This is a genomic window from Rhodoferax sp. WC2427, from assembly GCF_040822085.1.
In the GTDB taxonomy this organism is placed as follows: Bacteria; Pseudomonadota; Gammaproteobacteria; order Burkholderiales; family Burkholderiaceae_C; genus Rhodoferax_B.
Map to the genome: position 1 here is coordinate 3,278,278 of NZ_CP162006.1, position 17,462 is coordinate 3,295,739.

The 17,462-nt window shown below is 66.1% G+C and carries 11 protein-coding genes; 2 read left to right on the forward strand and 9 right to left on the reverse strand.

Going from position 1 to position 17,462, the window contains the following annotated elements:
- The first annotated feature begins 30 nt into the window (after window positions 1-30).
- Entirely contained in the window at window positions 31-2,022 is a 1,992-nt protein-coding gene (locus AB3G31_RS15475; RefSeq protein WP_367846973.1) for a 3'-5' exonuclease, read from the forward strand.
- On the opposite strand, the gene AB3G31_RS15480 is transcribed toward AB3G31_RS15475, so the two are convergent.
- The 9 genes from AB3G31_RS15480 to AB3G31_RS15520 form a co-directional block, all read right to left on the reverse strand.
- Window positions 1,982-3,574, reverse strand: coding sequence for a glycosyltransferase family 39 protein (locus AB3G31_RS15480; RefSeq protein WP_367846974.1), 1,593 nt, complete (start codon window positions 3,572-3,574; stop codon window positions 1,982-1,984). The two genes, AB3G31_RS15475 and AB3G31_RS15480, sit on opposite strands and share 41 nt — an antisense overlap.
- 63 nt (window positions 3,575-3,637) lie before the next feature.
- Complete coding sequence (locus AB3G31_RS15485) at window positions 3,638-6,454, reverse strand: DUF349 domain-containing protein (RefSeq protein ID WP_367846975.1); 2,817 nt, start codon at window positions 6,452-6,454, stop codon at window positions 3,638-3,640.
- Between the two features lie 191 nt (window positions 6,455-6,645).
- A complete protein-coding gene (locus AB3G31_RS15490) occupies window positions 6,646-10,449 on the reverse strand; it encodes a DUF748 domain-containing protein (protein ID WP_367846976.1) in 3,804 nt (1,267 codons plus the stop codon).
- A gap of 459 nt (window positions 10,450-10,908) precedes the next feature.
- Window positions 10,909-12,042 (reverse strand): branched-chain amino acid ABC transporter substrate-binding protein, encoded by a 1,134-nt coding sequence (locus tag AB3G31_RS15495; RefSeq protein ID WP_367846977.1) that lies wholly within the window; start codon window positions 12,040-12,042, stop codon window positions 10,909-10,911.
- 135 nt (window positions 12,043-12,177) lie between these two features.
- The gene (locus AB3G31_RS15500; protein WP_367846978.1) at window positions 12,178-13,428 is read right to left on the reverse strand and encodes an FAD-dependent oxidoreductase; all 1,251 of its coding nucleotides are present in this window, start codon (window positions 13,426-13,428) and stop codon (window positions 12,178-12,180) included.
- Window positions 13,425-13,658, reverse strand: coding sequence for a (2Fe-2S)-binding protein (locus AB3G31_RS15505; protein ID WP_367850360.1), 234 nt, complete (start codon window positions 13,656-13,658; stop codon window positions 13,425-13,427). Before AB3G31_RS15505 ends, AB3G31_RS15500 begins: the two co-directional genes overlap by 4 nt.
- Window positions 13,655-14,761, reverse strand: coding sequence for an NAD(P)/FAD-dependent oxidoreductase (locus tag AB3G31_RS15510; protein ID WP_367846979.1), 1,107 nt, complete (start codon window positions 14,759-14,761; stop codon window positions 13,655-13,657). The genes AB3G31_RS15505 and AB3G31_RS15510 overlap by 4 nt, the downstream gene beginning before the upstream one ends.
- The gene (locus tag AB3G31_RS15515; protein WP_367846980.1) at window positions 14,758-15,696 is read right to left on the reverse strand and encodes a 4-hydroxyproline epimerase; all 939 of its coding nucleotides are present in this window, start codon (window positions 15,694-15,696) and stop codon (window positions 14,758-14,760) included. Before AB3G31_RS15515 ends, AB3G31_RS15510 begins: the two co-directional genes overlap by 4 nt.
- 2 nt (window positions 15,697-15,698) lie before the next feature.
- The gene (locus AB3G31_RS15520; RefSeq protein ID WP_367846981.1) at window positions 15,699-16,613 is read right to left on the reverse strand and encodes a dihydrodipicolinate synthase family protein; all 915 of its coding nucleotides are present in this window, start codon (window positions 16,611-16,613) and stop codon (window positions 15,699-15,701) included.
- A gap of 119 nt (window positions 16,614-16,732) precedes the next feature.
- On the opposite strand from AB3G31_RS15520, the gene AB3G31_RS15525 reads away from it, so the two are divergent.
- Window positions 16,733-17,395, forward strand: a complete 663-nt coding sequence (locus tag AB3G31_RS15525; protein ID WP_367846982.1) for a GntR family transcriptional regulator — start codon at window positions 16,733-16,735, stop codon at window positions 17,393-17,395.
- Window positions 17,396-17,462: the final 67 nt, after the last annotated feature.

Sequence of the window (17,462 nt, forward strand, 5' to 3'; positions counted from 1 at the left end):
CTTTTTTATTGCGGCAAGAATATCCCCACCATGACCTCCACCAAAACCGTCGCGCACTTCGTCCCCAAAGCCCTCACGCCCACAGCGGAGCAAACGGCGATCCAGATCAGCCCGGCGCGGGTGGCCATCGTGGAAGCCAATGCGGGGGCCGCCAAAACCACGGTACTGGCCTTGCGCATGGCCGAGGCCTGGACGCGGGGCACCCGGGCCGAGCAGATCTTTGCGCTCACCTATACCGACGCGGCCTGTGTAGCCTTGCGCGGCGCTTTAAAGAAAATCGGCGTACCCGCAGCGGTGGTGCAGCAGATGCGTATCCAGACCTTTGAAGCCTTCAGCACCCAGGTGCTGGCCGAGCTCGAAGGCGGCAAGGTGCCGGTCTATACCGAGGCCGAACAATTCAGCCCGCTCATCTGGGAGGCGGTGCAGCAGGTGGCCGAGCACCCCGATGCCCGCTGGCGCTCCGAACTGCTGATGCCCACCCTGGGCGACCACGGCATGACAGATGCGTTCCTGCAGCAGGGCGAAATCCTCAAAGGCACGCTGCGCGACGTGCTGCAGCGCGATGAGCAGGCCGTATCGCCCGACTACGCCGACAGCATAGGCACCGAATACACCCAGCTCAAGATCTACCTGGCGTTCGAGCGCATCCGCTGCGCCAATCCCGAAAAACCTGCTTTTCGCGGGCCGCAGGATGCCACCTACGACCTGGCCCGCCTACTGCACGGTGGCGAATCGGTACTGCACACCCTGTCCTGGCCGCAGGCCGTCAAAGTGCTGGTGGTCGATGAAATGCACGACATGAACCAGGCCATGTTCACCCTGCTGCAGGCCTTGCTGGCCAGCAACCGCTGCTTCTTCTGTGGCGTGGGCGACATCGACCAGGTGATCCACAAAGCCACCGGTGCCGACGCCCAGTTCATGCGCTCCGCGCTGGAAGAACACAGCACGCACACTGTGCAGCGCTACCCGCTGACCCACAGCTTCCGGTTCAGCCCGGCCGTGGCCAAGCTGGCGGGTGCCGTGGCCCGCAACAAGCCCTACGCCTCGCTGGCCCCCCACGCCACCACCGTCGCGGTGCACAGCTACACCGACAACGCCGACTGCGCCCGCCAGGTGGTGGCAGCTGCCCAGCACTGGAAGGCCCAGCCCAAAGGGAAGATGGACGCGTTCGCCGTGCTGCTGCGCCATCCGCACCAGTCGGTGCAGATCGAAAACGCCTTGATCACCGCGGGCATCCCCTACACCACCCAGGGCTTCGACAGCTATGTGCAGCGCCCCGAGGTGCTGCTGCTGCGCGGCCTGCTGGCGGTGGCCACCGACGATCTGGCCAGCATCACCGGCGAGCAGACCCGCAAGAACATCCTGCGCGCCCTGGTGTTTTTTGCCGAATCGCACATCCAGGTGGACGGTCGCGAGCACGAGAGCCAGCAGGACCTGCTGGACGACGCGGTGCGTACCGTGGCCGTAGCCCCGACATTCTTGAAATCGTTCTTTGAGAACCAGGTGCTGCGCAATGCCCCGCCCAGCACCCGCAAACGCCTGCAAGCGGCGGTAGACACCATCCGCAGCCATACCGGGGCGGGCCTGCTGGCGGCGGTGCTGGCGGCCCTGCACGCACCCTCGCTGGTGCGCAATGTGCTCACCTCGACCCGCCGCCGGGTGGAAGCCGAATCGAACCTGGCCTGGCTGGCCCAGGCGGCCGAGGGCTTTGCCAGCCCGGCCCGCTTCTTCCAGCACCTCAACACCACCGAGCAAAAACAGCAGGCCAGCGCCAAAGACAAAGCCGCCAGCCTGCTGATCGCCAGCATCACCAGCGTCAAGGGGCTGGAGTTTGACGCCGTGCTGCTGCCCTACCTGGCGCAAGGCGAGTTCCCCGACCCACACGGCGACGCGGACGAAGAACTGAACACGCTGTATGTGGGCATCACCCGCGCGCGGCGCGCCCTCACGGTGTACACCCAGGCAGAGCGCCCTGGCGGGTTCAGTGGATTTTGCAAGCCCCCGGCGCCGCTGGCGGGATGACACCCCATCGGATCACGTCGGAGGCCTGGTCCGTGGCCTCTTGCTGCGACACCGCCCAGGGCAGGTTCCAAACGCCTGTATCCGTGGCACGGGCCATCAGGTCATTCAGGGCCGGGCTGTTGTCGGACGCGCCGGTGGCACCGGTGGTCTGGTTGTCCAGCACCAGCGCACCGCAGTCGCGCACGGCATCGGCATCCACCCAGGGCGACCGGAGCAGGTAGCCGTCGATCAGCACGGCCACCCGCTGCGGGCTGTGGGCCACGATGTTGCCGCCCAGCCAGATATCGGACACCACCAGCCGCAGCGGTGCGTCGGTATGGGCCTTCCAGACCTGCATGGCATTGCGGGCCAGCACCGCGCCAGGGAAGTTCGCCCGGGTCTTGCGGTGCAGGTGGTCGGCCAGCACGGTCTTGCTGACGGTCATGCCCACGCTCAACAGCACATGCGTGGCCACCACAAATACCAGCACCCGGCGCAGCATGAGCGGGCTGTCAGCGCGGCGCACCAGGGCCATCACCAGCAGGCCGCTGCACAGGAAGGCGTTGGTGCCCCAGCGCGACTGCAGCTCGGTGCGGCTGGCGATGGCGTAGACGACGGTCAACACCAGGGGCGAGAGTGCGGTCACCCACAGAAACAGGCGCTCCTGGGCCGGTAGCACCGGTAGCAGTGCGGCATCCGCGGCCAGGTGCGCCGCTTTGCGGGGCCAAAACACATAGCCCAGACAGGCCAGCAAGGGCAGCGTGCGGTAGAGCTGTGTCAGGCCAAAGTCCAGCAGGCTGCGCACCCCGGCGAGCCAGCCCGCCATGGGCTGGGCCACCGAATGGGCGTACTGGAAGGGCAAAAAGTTGGTCTGTTTGAGCCAAATGGCGTGGGGCGTGAGCACCAGTACAAACACCAGCGTAGCCATGGCCAGCCCCTGCCAGGTGCGGCGGTGGTGCAGGCGGCGGTCCAGCAGCAGGTACAGCACCAGCCCGGCAATCGGCAGCAGGGCCACGTACTTGACCAGCATGCCCAGCCCGGCGAACAGCCCGGTCAGGGCCCACAGCCGCAGGTCGCCGCGCCGGGTGGCCTGGTAGAAAAACAGCGTGGTGGCCGCCTGGAACGGCAGCACCACCAGGCTGTGGTTGAAGTTGTCGCCGCCCAGGTTGTGGTAGGTCACCAGCGAGGTCAGGGCCATGGCGACCAGGGAGCGCTGCGGCGACATGAAGTGGCAGCCCAGCCGCCAGGTCAGCGCCAGCGCCAGCACGATGCAGACCTGGGTGGCCACAAAGGGCAGCGCGATCGACGGGCCAAACACCTGCAGCAGCAGGTGCATGATCCACGACGGCATGGGCGGGTGCTTCCAGTAGCCGCTCTCCATCGAAAACGACCAGATGAACTGCTCGGCCGAATCGATCTCGGGGGCGTTATAGGTCAGCCCGAAGGCCAGGCCCCACAGCAGCACCTGGCCCACGCACAGGGCCAGCACCCCCTGCCAGGCCGGTCGCACCCGGTCCACCGGTGCCACCAACGGCGGCGCGAACTCGGGCGATAGCGTGGTGGCGGGTGGCACGGCGGGTGAACCTGAAACAACTTACATGGCTCGGGGTGCGCGCTGCACCCACGCCCATGCAGCTTAGCGCTTGCTCAACAGCACCTTCAGCACGGTCTGCATCCGGCGGGCATTGCCGGCATCGAAGTTGCTGGCCAGCACCTTGGCCGCATCCTGCGCCCAGGTTTGGGCGGGTGCGGGGTCGTTGCGCTTGGTCAGCAACTGCAGTTGCAGCATGCGGCGGGCGCTGATGTGCTCGGCGGGCGTGGGCGCTTCGGCGGCCATTTCCAAGCGCAACAGGGCTTCGGCCGTGGTTTTTTCATCGGCCTTGGGGGCAGCAGAAATACTTTGCGACCAGGCGGTGCGGGTGGCGGCGTTGACGCTGCTACCCAGGGCCTGGGCGGTAGGCAACTGCTCGACATCGCGCTTTTCCCAGGCGGTCAGCAGGTCGGTGAGGACCTCGCCGTGGGCCTGGGCGGCCAGCTTCTTCAGGGCGTGCTGGGCGTTTTCCAGGGCATCGCGCTGGGCGCGGAAGGCCGCGTCACCCAGGCGGGGGCCGCGGTCTTCGAACGCGGGGCGGTCGCCAAAGCGGCCACCGTCACGGGATGGACGGTCACCGCGCTCGCTGCGGATCGGTTCGAACTTGTTGTCGCCAGGGCGTGGCGCACCGCGTGGGCCGTCCTTGCGGTCACCAAATTTGCCGCCACGGCCTGCGGCGGCGGCGGGCTCGGCTTTCTTCATGCCGGGGCGGTCGTCGCCGCGCATGGCCACCACCGGCTTGCGCACGGGCTTGGGCGGTTCGACCGGAGCGGCTTCGGCAGCGGGTTCGGCATATGCTACGGTTTCTGTAGCTTCCTGCGCTGATTCTGCGGGCGCTGGAGCCTGATTTTCTTCAGAAACTTCCGACACCGGCGCAGCAGCCTGGGCTTCGGCCTGCACGGCGGATTCGGCCACGGCTTCGGCTTTCTCGGCTTGCACCGCAGCCTGCGCCAGGGCCTGGCCACGCAGCGCGGCTTCCAGACCGGCCACGGCCGTGCGGATCTTTTGGGCATCGCCGGTGGCGTTGGCGGCATCCAGGGCCTTGGCGGCGTCCAGCACCATGCGGTCGCGGTCGCTCAGGGCCGAGGCGGATTTTTCGCGCTCTTCGGTCTTGCGGTTGAAGGCATCGTCCAGCGGCTTGCGGAACGCGTCCCACAGCTTTTGCTCGAACTTGCGGTCCATGGGCACGCCCTGGGCCTCGGCCTGCCAGCGCTGCTGCAGGGCCTTGACGGCGTCGATGCGCAGCACCGGGGCGGCACCCAGTACCTTGGCTTCTTCGATCATGGCGTGGCGGCGTTCAACGCTGGCCTTTTGCAAGTTCTCGAGTGGCGCGGCGGCCTGGCCGATGGCCTCTTTCCACAGCGGCTGCATTTCGGCAAAGGCTTTTTCGCCCAGGTGGCCGGCATCGCGCCAGCGGTCGCCAAACTGGTGCAGGATGCGGGAGAAGCCCTTCCAGTCACCGTCTTTGGCCGTCACGTTCTCGGCGGCCCAGGCCTTGACTTCTTCGATCAGGGCCAGGCGCTGGGCTTTATGGGCCACGGCATCGGTCTTGACCTTGTCGAGCCAGGCTTCCACGACCTTGTAGGCTTCGTTGCAGGCTTCGTCGAAGCGCTTCCACAGCGCGTGGTTGGGCACGCCGCCTTGGTCGGTTTGCTTCCACTGCTCGCGCATTTGGCGCAGCGTGTCTTGCATCTTGCGTCCGCCCAGGGCGTGGCCTTCGGGGCGTTTCAACAAGCCCTCAGCCTTGATCAGCAGTTCTTCGCGCAGTTGGTCGGCGCGCCAGCGCTGCCAGCCCTCTAACTCACCGGCGGCGGCCAGGGCGGCCTGGGCGGCATTGCCCAGCTTGTCGTCGACCAGGCGGCTGTGTTCTTTCAGGGCGTTGCGCAGGGCGGCGGCGGCACCGGCGCTGGCTTTGCCATGGCCTTCGGCCACTTCTTGCTCGACCTTGGTCAGTGCGGCTTGCACGGCCAGGTTGGCGGCCTCGCGCAGGGCCGGGTCTACCGGCGCCTTGGGGGCGCGGGCGGGCTTGTCAGATTTGGCGGCTTCCAGCGGGATGCCACGGGCCACGCGGACCTCGTCGGCCCACACGTTCACCGGGGGCAGCGGCGCGGCGGCATCGGCATCGGCGGCCACGGCCAGGGCCAGGGCGCTTTGGAAGGCTTCCCACACCACCAGCAACTGGCCGCGCGAGGCGTCCAGCATGGTGGGGTACTTGCCGTCCACGCTGCTCCAGTTGGTATCGGCGGCCAGGGCGGTGGCCTGGTCTTGCCAATGTTGTACGTCGTTGCGCAGCACTTCCAGGGCGGTCTGGGCATCGCGCCAGGGCTTGGTGGACAGCACTTCGATGCGCTGGGCCAGCAGCACGGCGGCTTCGCGCTGCACTTGCACGCGGTGTTGCAGGTCTTCAATGCCTTTGACGCGGTCGGCCAGCTGCACGCGCAGGGCGGCCAGTGGCTCTTTGCTCAGCGGGGCACCGGCTTTGGCGGCATCGCGCTGCCAGGCCATGGCATCGGCCATGTTCAGGCGCGGCAACTCCAGCAGCGCGGTGGCCTTGCGGGCCCATTCGGCGGCGATGAGTTCGGCACCCTTGGTGCGCTTGAGTTCGTCGAGCTTTTCGCGCAGCGGCTTGGCGGCCCCGCGGTCGCGCCCGTTCAGTTCCTGGAACACTTCATGCATCTGCTCGTAGCTGGGGTTGGTGACCAGCCAGTCGCGGATGCGCTGGGCACGCTCGCCCGCCGTGTGGGCCGAGAAAGCGCCGCCGGTCAGGGCGTCGAGCGGATGCGGTTCGTTGGATTTGGTGGTCACAGCAGGCTTTTCAGACACAGGGGCAGGCACGGTTTTAGGAGTGGAGAAACCAAACATGGATGGACTTATTCTTGGAGGTTAGCCAGCGGACACCAGCCAGGTTTTCACCAGATGGCCGGTATCCGCTAAAGGTAAATAAACAAGTGGCCCTTCGGCCACAAGCGCCCAACGGCCACTGGGGCCGCATCCGGGCAAGACCGCTATTTTCGCCGCTTTTCAGGCGGAGTTGTAAATAGCGCAGATTGGCATCACGGCATGGCCAGTTGCAGGTCGGCCTGGGGCTTCCAACCGCTGCCTTCGTCCACCGTTTTGGACGCGCCCAGAAACAGCCGGTCCAGCGGCAATTGCTTGGCCGCCAGGTAGTCGCGCACGGCCACGCCGCGCTGGACGGCGAGCTGGCGGATGGCGTCTCCGTCGGCGGGCATATTGGCCAGCAGCAGTTGCTCCATCTCGGGCACCGGCAGGTCCTTGACCAGGCCCAGAGCGTTGCGCGGCTTGGGGAAGCTGGCGCGCTTGTAGATGGCCTTGAGCAACGCCGGGTATTCCGCGTCCGACACCGCGGTGGTGGCGGGATCGTCCGGCGCGCTGCCGTCGCCCTCCTCCTTGGGGGCCTCCAGCGGTGTGCCCTTCAGCGTGGTGTTGCGGCGCTTTTCGGCCTCGACGCGGCGCTGCAGCTTCTCGCGCTGCAGGGCATCGCGCTCGGCATTCAGGCTGGCGCTGCCCACCACGGTGAGCTTCAGGGTGGGCCGGTCGGTCAGGGCCTTGGCCACCTTGTCCAGGCCCGCGCGGGCGTCGGGGCCCAGGGCCGCGCTGCCCAGCGGGAAGTTGACCGTGCCCAGCGCATCCGCCCCGCCACCAAATGCGTGGGTCAGCAGGCTGAACGGGGCGGTGATGGCCTTGGTGATCAGGTTGCCCAGGATCTTGAAGATCACCGGGCCGATGCGGAACTGCGGGTCGTTCAGCGATCCCGACAGCGGCAGGTCCAGGTTGATCACGCCATTGCTGTCCGCCAGCAAGGCCACGGCCAGCTTGACCGGCAGGCTGCTGGGCGCGCCCGGCACCTGTTCGCCAAAAGTGAGCTGGTTCAGGACGATGCTGTTGGTGGCGGTGAGCTGGCCGTTGGGCAGCACCACGTAGTGCACGTCGATGCTGAGCTTGCCGCGCTCGATGCCGTGGCCCACGTAGAACACGCTGTACGGCGACAGGCTGGGCAGCTCCAGGTCGGTGACCTTGCTCTTGATGTCCAGCGCCAGCGGCTTGGCCAGGGGATTGAGCTGGCCCAAAATCTCCAGCACGGCAGAGTCGCCCACGCGGCCCCGCAGCTCCAGGTCGGCCATCTGCACGGTGCCAGCCACGGGCACCGACGCAAACGCGCCCAGCCGCCCGGTCAGGGCGCTGAGGTTGGCGCTGTAGTTGGGTTTGATGAAATAGTCGGTGAACAGCACCCGGCCATTGACCAGGCTGATGCCGCCAAAGCGCACCACCGCGCCGCCGGGCTCGGTTTCTGTTTTGATGTCTTTGGGGGCGCTAGCGCTTATGGCGGGGGCGGTAGCAGCTACTTTTTTGGTAGCAGAAGCGGTGTCGGCCGGACTGGGCTTGACCAGGTCTTGCAGGTTCAGGCGGCCGTTTTCGTTGAGCACCAGGCGGGCATAGAAGTCGCTGAGGGCGGTTTCCTTCACGTCCACGGTGGTGGGGCTGGTGGGCGACATGGATACATCCACCCCGCGCAGGTTCAGCAGCTTCCAGCGCAGCAGGGCCTGTTCGCTGGAGGCATCGGCCACCTTCGCTGCCGTAGCGGCAGCACCCAGCGGTGCGGAACTGGGTGCCGCGGGGGCACTGGCCTGGATGGCGACCATGGCCACGCCGTTGTTGGCGCGGAAGTCTTCCAGCGTGCCGTCGCCCTTGACCTTGAGCACCGGGCCGGCCGGGCTGGCGGTGTAGGCCACCTGGCCCTTGAAGCTGGTGTCGGCGCGCACGATGTCCACGTTGAGCGACGCGCCGAAATACGGCTCCAGCGCATGCAGCGGCAGGTGCAGCAGATCAACCTGGCCCACGACGGCCAGCGGCTGCAGGGCCAGCGTGCCCTTGAAAGCCAGCCGCCCCGGCTCGGTGTTGCGCGTGTTTTCGGCGCCGATGCGGGCGCTGATGTTCAAGGGCGAAGCCTTGGCGCTGCCGGGCACCAGGTCTTTCATCTGTACGCTGAGCGCGCTGATGTCCATGGCCACCGGCTGGTAGGTCGACTGGTCGAGGTAGGACAGCGCACCGCCGTCCAACGCCAGATCGGCAATGCTGACCGACCAGGGAGCGCTGGCGGGCGCGGGGCGGGACAGCTTCGGGTCGGCACTGGCCGCCGGGGTTTTCAGCCAGCGCTCAAACATCCAATGGCCGTCGGTGCTGCGCTCCACTTTGGTGCGCGGCTCGGTGAGAACCAGTTTGCCGATCTGCACGCGCTGCGCGGACACATCCACCACCGCCTGGCTGAGCTGCAACTGGCGCAGGCTGAACAGGCTGGAAGCGGCCACTTTGCCCTTCGCGGGCGTTTCGCCCAGGGCCAGTCGGTCCAGCGTGAGCTGCTTGGCCGTGACCAGCAGCGCGCCCGCGGCCTGCCAGTGCACCTGCAGATCAGCCCCCAGCTGCCCGCTGAGCCGGGACTCCAGGGTGTTGGCCAGGTAGGGCGCGGCGATGGCCAGCGGCAGGCCACCCAGGGTGGCATCGACCGTGGCCTCGACATCGGTGGCGGTGCCCGAGAGCTTCAAATCGGCAGGTGTGGTGGAAGCCGTACCGCCTTCGACCTGCGCCGACGCGTTGAACGCCAGCGGTTGGGTGAAGGGCCAGGTGATGGCCGAGGCCTCCAGCGCCACGCCGTGCAAGGCCGCCTCGGCGGTGGGGCGGGTGCTGGCATCCGACCAGCGCAGCGTGCCGTCTTGCAGGGCCAGCTTGGCGACGCTGACTTTCCAGCCCGTTTCGTCTTTGGAGTCTTTTGCGGCGCTGGCGCTTGCTGCATCGGCGGGAGCAGCTACTTTTTTTATAGTACTTTCAATTTTCGCGGGCGAGGTGAATTGCAGCTGGCCGGCTGCGTCGCGGCGCAGATCGACCACCGGGGCACCCAGCGCGATCTCGCTGATCTTCACGCTGCGCTCCAGCGGGCGCAGCTCGTCCAGCGCCACCTTGAGCGAGTCCAGTGCCAGCCATTTGTCGCCCTGCGGGTTGGCGATCTTGAGGTGCTCGGCCTGCACCGTGCCGCTGAGCACCACCGACATCTTGGGGGTTTGCTCAAACGCAAATTGCAGGTCGCCACTGAGCACTGCGCCCTGCAACTGCACGGGCAGGCTGGCGGGCAGATAGGCCAGGTACGGAGACAGGTCGAGCTGGTCGAGCCGGATGCGGGCGTGGGTCTTGCGGCTGGGGTCAAACGGGATGGACTGGGCAGCAGAATCAAAGCTGCTGCCGTTGAGCTTGAAGGCCAGGTGCGGCTCGGTCTGGATGGCGCGCTGCGAATCCAGGTTGCTCAGAAACGGCAGGTTCAGGTTCAGGTCCCGCAGGGTGTGGGTGGTCTTGAAGGTCTGGTCGGTCAGATCGACCGAACCGCCCTTGAGCGCGATGTTGTAGATGGCAAAGCTGGGCGGTGCGCCCGCGGGCTTGTCGGACGGGGTATTGAGCCTGGCCAGCACATCGTCGAAATCATAGTGGCCGTCGCCGAGGTAGGTGGCCTTGATGGTGGGCTGGTCTACGGCGATTGCGTCTACCACCGGCGCCAGCCGACGAATCGACTGCCACAGCGCGGCATCGAGCAGGACGCGCTGGATGTGGACCTGGGGCGTGGCATCTTTGGCGCTGGCAATGGAGAGGTCGTCCAGGGTCAGCAACAGGGTCCAGGGGTGGAAGTCGGCACGGCCCACGGTGACAGTGCGGCCCAGTGTGGCGCTGCCGATTCTTTCCACCTCGTACTTCACCAGTGCAGGTACCGCCAGCCAGGTGACAGCCCACAGGCCCAGCAGCCCCGCCACACCCCAAGCCGCACGGCGCAGCCACTTGTTTTGTATAAATGTCATAGCACCCATTTTGCCGCCAGACCGCGCAGGGTCTGCAAGCGAATGTGCGCCAGGAGCCAGGGGGTGTGCCAAAAACTAAAAGCCCGGCATCCGATTCGCATCGGGTGCCGGGCTTGACGGCGAACTTGCGGTTCATGCCGTCGGGGCTGCAAGGGAGAGATTGATGTCCCCCATTGCGTTGGAAGCAAGAGATTGCTTCCATTAAGTACCGGGGCTGCTGCACACCACCATCGCACAGTGTCAGGTGGCATTGGCTCCTACCGGTGAGCGCCTGTTTGCACAGGCAGTGACAATTTAACCCAAGCCCGGTGGGAATACAAATCTGCTTTTCAATCCATCTACGGCCCGTGATTGAACCAATGGGCTTGACAACTTCTTGTGTAGGGGCAACATCACCTTACACATGGCGTGAAAAAGGCCGCAAAAGCGGCCTTTTTAAATCACACGGTCAGACCGGGATCAGTACGTACCCAGAGCCGAAGGAGCGCCCGCCTTGAAGGTGTAGATGGTGATCGGGGCGGCCTTCAGGTTGCCCTTTTCGTCAAAGGCGAAAGTGCCCGACATGCCCTTGTACGAGGTCTTGTAGATCTCGGCGCCGACCTTTTCAGGATCGACCGTACCGGCCTTTTGGATCGACTGGCCGACGAACATGGTCTGGTCGTAGAACGAAGGCGCGTAGGCATCGGGTTCGATGTTGAAACGCTTCTTGTACTTGGCCTTGAAGGCAGGGCCCTCAGCAGTCTTGTCCAGCACCGCGCCGCCCTGGGCGCAGAAAGCGGTGTCGGTGGCGGCTTCACCGGCCAGTTTGCCCAGTTCGGCGGTGCAGATCGCGTCGCCGCCCAGCAGCTTGGCAGTGATGCCCAGCGACTTCATCTGGCGCAGCATGGGGCCGGCCTGGGGTGCGTAGCCACCCAGCAAGATCACGTCGGGGTTCTTGGCCTTCAGGCTGGTCAGGATGGCGGAGAAGTCGGTGGCTTTGTCGGTGGTGAACTCATTGCCCACGATGTTCAGGCCCAGCTTCTTGGCTTCTTTGCTGAACTCGTCTGCCAGGCCTTGGCCGTAGGCGGTGCGGTCATCGATGACGGCCACGTTCTTGACCTTCATGATGTTGGCCGCGTAGAAGGCCAGGCGTGCGCCGATTTCGTTGTCGCCCGCCATGATGCGGAACAGATTCTTGTAGCCACCCATGGTGACCTTGGGGTTGCTACCGACGGTAGACACCACCACATTGCCCTGGCTGTACACGCGGGAAGCGGGAATAGCCACGCCAGAGCAGTACGGGCCCATCACAAACTTCACATTGCCGTCCACCAGCTTCTGGGCCACGCTCACGCCGGCTTTGGGATCGCACTGGTCGTCTTCCGATTCCAGTTCGAACTTCAGGGTCTTGCCACCCACCACGATTTTCTTGGCGTTGAGGTCTTCCACGGCCAGACGGACGCCGTTTTCGTTGTCCTTGCCGATGAAGGCATTGGGACCCGACAGGGGGCCGGTCACGCCGATTTTGACGGTTTGTTCCTGGGCATAAGCACCCCCGGCGAGGGCCATGGTGGCGGCGCATGCAAGGGCGATTTTTGTAAATGTGGATGGCATTGACGGTGTCCTAAAGTGGAAGTTGTGGAACAAGGGATTTGTCACGGTCGCACTGTAGTGCGGGAACCGCTCCAACGGGGGAAATGTGTTTCTATATGTAGAGAATATGAACAACTAGAAGCAAAACTTATATGTTTATTCTCCTTTTAGCGGTATAGCAGCAAGCGTGCCAATGCGCGCGGGTGCCAGGGGGTTGCGGGGTGCAGGCTGCTCCCAGCCGCGTAGAAACTGCATTGCCGTGCCGCAAACCCGGCCCTGGCAGGCCCCCATGCCGCAGCGGGTGTGCAGCTTGGCATCGGTCCAGCCCGTGCAGGCTTGCACCGCAGCATAGGGCACGTCTTCACAGCGGCAGACCAGGGTGTCGGCCTGGGGCAATTCTTTCAGTTGCGGAGCCAGTGCAAAGCGGTGCGCCAACTGCCCGGCAAAGGCCTGCCAGCGGCTGCGCTCGGGCCACAGTGCCTGGGCTGCAGTCTGGTTGCCCACGGCGGCCAGACCGGCGATGCGGCCCTGCACCAGGGCGCGCTCGCTGCCGCCCACACCGGTGCACTCCCCTGCCGCGTAAATGTGCGGCTGGCTGGTGGCCTGCCAGTCGTCTACCGCCAGCCCGGTCGGCGTGAGGCGGCAGCCCAGCAGTTGGCCCAGCTGGGTGTTGGGCACCAGGCCAAAGCCGCAGGCCAGGCGGTCGCAGGCGATCTCGACCCGGCGGCTCCCCTGCTGCAATTGCACCGACTGCACCCTGCCCTGCCCTTGCACCGCCACTACATGGGTGCCGGTGCGGTACTGCGGGTGCATCAGCGTCAGTGCCTGCCATGCCTTGCCCGGCGACCCGGCCAGCCTCGCAGCAAAGCCCAGCACGGCCCCAAGCCCCGCTTGCTCGGCAATGCGCACCACTTTGGCCCCTGCCTTGTGCGCCGAGGCCGCCGCGGCCAGCAACAAGGGGCCGCTGCCCGCCACCACGATGCGTTCACCTGCCACAGGCAAGCCGGATTTGATCAGCGCCTGCAAGCCGCCCGCGCCGGTCACGCCCGGCAGCGTCCAGCCGGGGAACGGCAGCAGCAGCTCGCGCGCGCCGGTGCACAGAATGAGGGTTTTCCACTGGAGGGTCCAGCCATGCTCGGCATCTTCCAGCAGCAAGGTGCGGGAAGCCGGGGCGGATATGACGCGCGCCCCGCTGTGGATGCGCACATTGCTGCAAGATGTCAGTTGTTCGCGCATGCGCTGTGCGGCGACCGGCACCTGGGCGTTGGGGCCGTCGCGCCAGATCTGGCCGCCGGGCGCGGGGTTGTCGTCGACGATGGCAATCGACGCGCCGCTGGGAGCCGCCGCCAAGGCCGCCGCCATGCCTGCAGGGCCTGCGCCGATGATGAGGATGTCGCACTGGGTCACCGCGTGGCCTCCACCCGCATGCCTGGGCTACAGGTCGTTTGGCAGGCCAGTCGGCGCACGCCATTGATGCTCACCCGGCATTCCTGGCAGATGCCCATGCCGCACAGCGGCGCGCGGGCTTCACCGCTGACGGAGGTGCGCGCCACACCGTTGCCCGCGATGGCCAGCGCGGCGGCGACCGAGCAACCTGCGGGTACAGAAACCGGCTGGCCGTTGATGTGGAGGTTCACGCGCATGCCACCTCCGCAAAACGTTGCAGGCCGTAGGGCGCTGCATCCAGGGGCGGCGTGCCGCCGGTCATCAGGGCGGCCAGCACATGGGCGGTACCCAGGGCCGTGGTCACACCCAGGCCCTCGTGCCCCACGGCCAGCCACAGGCCGTCGCGCTGCGGGTGGGCACCCAGGATGGGCAGGCTGTCGGGCGTGGCGGCGCGCAGGCCGCACCAGCTGCGGATGGCGTTGAGGTCGGCCAGGCCGGGCATATACGTCAGTGCGCGTTGCAGCATGGCTTGCAGCATCTCGGCCTCTACCGTGGTGTCCATGGTGTCGAACTGGCGGCTCGACCCCAGCAGCAACTGCCCGGTGGGGCGCGGCTGCAGATTGAAAGCCACCGACGGCCCCACGCTGTGGTGCGCGCTGGTCACGTAGCCCAGCTCTACCAGTTGGTGGTGCACCGTGCCGGGGTAGCGGTCGGTGATGAGGAGATGGCCCTTTTTGGGGCGGATGGGCAAGCCGGGGCACAGCGTGGTGGCGTGGATGCCGTTGGCCAGCAAAATCTGCGGGGCCTGGCGCGTGCTGCCGTCGGCCAGTTGCACTTTTTTGCCATCGATTTCGGCCACTTGCGCCCATTCCACCTGCACGAGATGCTCGTATTTTGATAGTAGCCAGCGGGCGGCGTTGGGGGCGTAGACAATGCCGTCGCCCGGTACTTTCAGCGCGCCCGCCAGGCCGGGGCGCAAGGCGGGTTCGGCCTGGGCCAGCGCTTGGGTATCCAGCAAATGGCAGGCAATGCCATGGTTGTGCAGGCGCTGGTGCTTGTCTTCGGCCGCCGCCATTTCCTCCGCATCGGCCGCCACCCACAGCGTGCCGCAGCCGCTGAAGGCGCAGTCTGCGGGCATCTGCGGGGCCAGGGCCCGCCACTGGGCCACGGAATACTGGCTCAGCGCCAGCTCGGCCGGGCTGTCGTCCATCACTACCAGGTGGCCCATGCCCGCACCGGTGGCCCCACCCATGCGCGCGTCCAGCACCAGCACGCGCTGGCCCGCCTGCGCCAGGGCGTGGGCGCAGGCCGCGCCGACGATGCCCGCACCGATGACGATGACGTCCGGGTTCATGCCAGAGAAATTCCCCAGGCAAACGGGTCGTCTTCGGCAATCAGCAAGGTGGACTCGGCGCACACATGGGCGCGGCCCCGGATGGTGGGAATCACCTGGCCGCCCTCCACGGTGTACGAGGCCTCGAAGCGGCTGCCGATCACGCTGGCTTGTTGCCATAGCGCCCCCGGGGCCAGCTTGCCGTCGGCCGCCAGGCAGGCGATCTTGGCGCTGGTGCCGGTGCCGCAGGGCGAACGGTCGTAGGCCATGCCGGGGCACAACACGTAGTTGCGGCTGTCGGCACCCTGGTCGTCCGGTCCGAACAATTCAATGTGGTCGATCTCCGCGCCATCGGCTCCGGTGATGCCCTGGGCCCGCAGCGCCGCGCTGAGCGCGCAGGCGTAGGTGGTGAGTACCGCCAACTGGTCGCTGGCCACGCGCAGGCCGTGGTCGTTGACCAGAAAGAACCAGTTGCCACCCCAGGCGATGTCGCCATGCGCCACACCGTAACCCGGCACGTCCACCGCCACCTGCGTGGCAAAACGGTAGGCGGGCACGTTGCGCACGCTGACCGAGCCGTCGGTGTGCAAGGTGGCCTCCACCGTGCCCACCGGGGTTTCGATCTTGTGCACGCCCGGCCCAATGCGGCCCATGTGCGCCAGGCTGACCACCAGGCCGATGGTGCCGTGGCCGCACATCCCGAGGTAACCCGTATTGTTGAAGAAGATGACCCCGGCAGCCGCATCGGCAGCCACCGGTTCGCACAGCAGCGCGCCCACGATCACATCGTTGCCGCGCGGCTCCAGCACCGTGGCGGCCCGCCATTGGTCGTGCTGCGCGGCCAGCACGGCCCGGCGCTCGGCCATGCTGCCTTGCCCCAAGTCGGGGAAACCGCCCACCACCAGCCGGGTAGGCTCGCCGCCGGTATGGGAATCAATGATCTGGATGCGTTGCATATTTACATGACCGATTGGTACTTGGTAGGCCGGGTCGCCAGGGCCTTGGCCACCACGCCTTCAATATAAGCGCGCTCTTCGCCGATCAACGGCAGGCGCGGGCGGCGCATGTGCTCGCTGCCCACACCCACCAGCAGGTCGATCAGCTTCAGGTTTTGCACCAGCTTGGTAGACACGTCCAGGTGCAGCATGGGGGTCATCCACTGGTAGAGTTTGAGCGCTTCGGCCCACTCGCCAGCCTGCATCAGGTCGTACAAGGCCACGGTCTCGCGCGGGAAGGCGCAGCCCACACCGGCCAGCAGGCCGTCGCAGCCCAGGGCCAGGCCCTCAAAAGCCAGATCGTCCACGCCCAGGAACAGCTGGTAACGCGTGCCCAGCAAATTGCGCAGGTCGGTGATGCGGCGGATGTTGTCGGTGCTTTCCTTGATGGCCACAATCCATTCGCAGTCGGCCAGCTCCTGCATGTGCTCGGGCTTCAAATCCACGCGGTAGGCCACCGGGTTGTTGTAGACCATGATGGGTTTTTGCGCCGCAACGGCCATGGTGCGCACATTGAGCATGGCTTCGCGGGCGTCGGCCACGTAGATGACGGAGGGCATGACCATGTAGCCGTCTACACCCAGCTTGTTGCCGCCTTCGATGTAGCGCAGGGCTTCACGGGTGCTGGTCTCAGACACATTGGCCAGCACCGGGATGCGGCCCTTGGCGGCCTTGAGGGCGATCTCGGCAACCTGCAGCTTTTCTTCCAGCGTCAGGGTGCTGGCCTCGCCCAGCGAGCCGCAGGTGACCAGGCCGTGGATGCCGTTGGCGATCTGGAACTCGATGTGCCGGGCGGTGCCTTCGGCGTCGATGCTCTCGTCGGCGTGGAACTTGGTGGTGATGGCGGGGAAGATGCCTTTCCAGCGGGGCAGTGTCATGGTGTAAATCCTGGTTAGATGGGTGGGTGGTGGGTTCTCGGCTGCAATATTAATATATTAGCAACATATCTAAAATATTTTTTTGAGATTACCATCGGGTTGTACAAAACCCAAGCACCATGCCCAAAGCCCCGCCCTCCCCCGCGCCCAAGCGCCGCGCTGCCGACCTGGCCTACGACGCCATTGAGACGCTGATCTCCACGCTGAAGCTGGCCCCCGGCAGCCCGGTGGTCGAGGGCGATCTGGTCGAACTGACGCAGCTGGGCCGCACCCCCGTGCGCGAGGCGCTGCTGCGCATGGTGTCGATCGGGCTGATCGTGCAGCAGCCCCGGCGCGGCCTGCTGGTGTCCAACATCGACCTGGCCGACCACCTGGATGTGGTGCAGACGCGGCGCGTACTCGAATGCCTGATAGCGGCCTGCTCCGCCCGCCGCGCCACCGCCTTGCAGCGCAAGGACATCGTGCGCTGTGCCGAGAAAATGGTGCAGGCAGCGGCGCGCGGCAACCTGGCCGACTACATGGCCGCCGACCTGGCGCTGGACCAGGTGAACCACCAGGCCAGCCACAACCATTCCGCCGTCAAGGCCGTGGTGCCGCTGATCGTGCAGTGCCGCCGCTTCTGGGTGGCCTACCAGCACGCGGGCGACATCATGGAAGCCGCGCAGGCCCACCTGGAGCTGGCCCAGGGCATCGCCACCGGCGACGAGGCGGCCGCAGTGGGCGGGGCCACGCGGCTGATGGACTACCTGCAGGGCTTTGCGCGGCGGGTGATTGACAACTGAGTTCGACAGCTGAAACGCTTTGCTCCTGTTTTTGACATCAAAAATAGGAGCTGCTTACGCTCATCCT

Excerpts from the sequence above, each read along its gene's own strand:
- AB3G31_RS15525 (WP_367846982.1), top strand. The coding sequence starts at position 16,733 with ATGCCCAAAGCCCCGCCCTCCCCCGCGCCCAAGCGCCGCGCTGCCGAC.
- AB3G31_RS15485 (WP_367846975.1), bottom strand. The coding sequence starts at position 6,454 with ATGTTTGGTTTCTCCACTCCTAAAACCGTGCCTGCCCCTGTGTCTGAA.
- AB3G31_RS15515 (WP_367846980.1), bottom strand. The coding sequence starts at position 15,696 with ATGCAACGCATCCAGATCATTGATTCCCATACCGGCGGCGAGCCTACC.
- AB3G31_RS15495 (WP_367846977.1), bottom strand. The coding sequence starts at position 12,042 with ATGCCATCCACATTTACAAAAATCGCCCTTGCATGCGCCGCCACCATG.
- AB3G31_RS15490 (WP_367846976.1), bottom strand. The coding sequence starts at position 10,449 with ATGACATTTATACAAAACAAGTGGCTGCGCCGTGCGGCTTGGGGTGTG.
- AB3G31_RS15510 (WP_367846979.1), bottom strand. The coding sequence starts at position 14,761 with ATGAACCCGGACGTCATCGTCATCGGTGCGGGCATCGTCGGCGCGGCC.
- AB3G31_RS15520 (WP_367846981.1), bottom strand. The coding sequence starts at position 16,613 with ATGACACTGCCCCGCTGGAAAGGCATCTTCCCCGCCATCACCACCAAG.
- AB3G31_RS15475 (WP_367846973.1), top strand. The coding sequence starts at position 31 with ATGACCTCCACCAAAACCGTCGCGCACTTCGTCCCCAAAGCCCTCACG.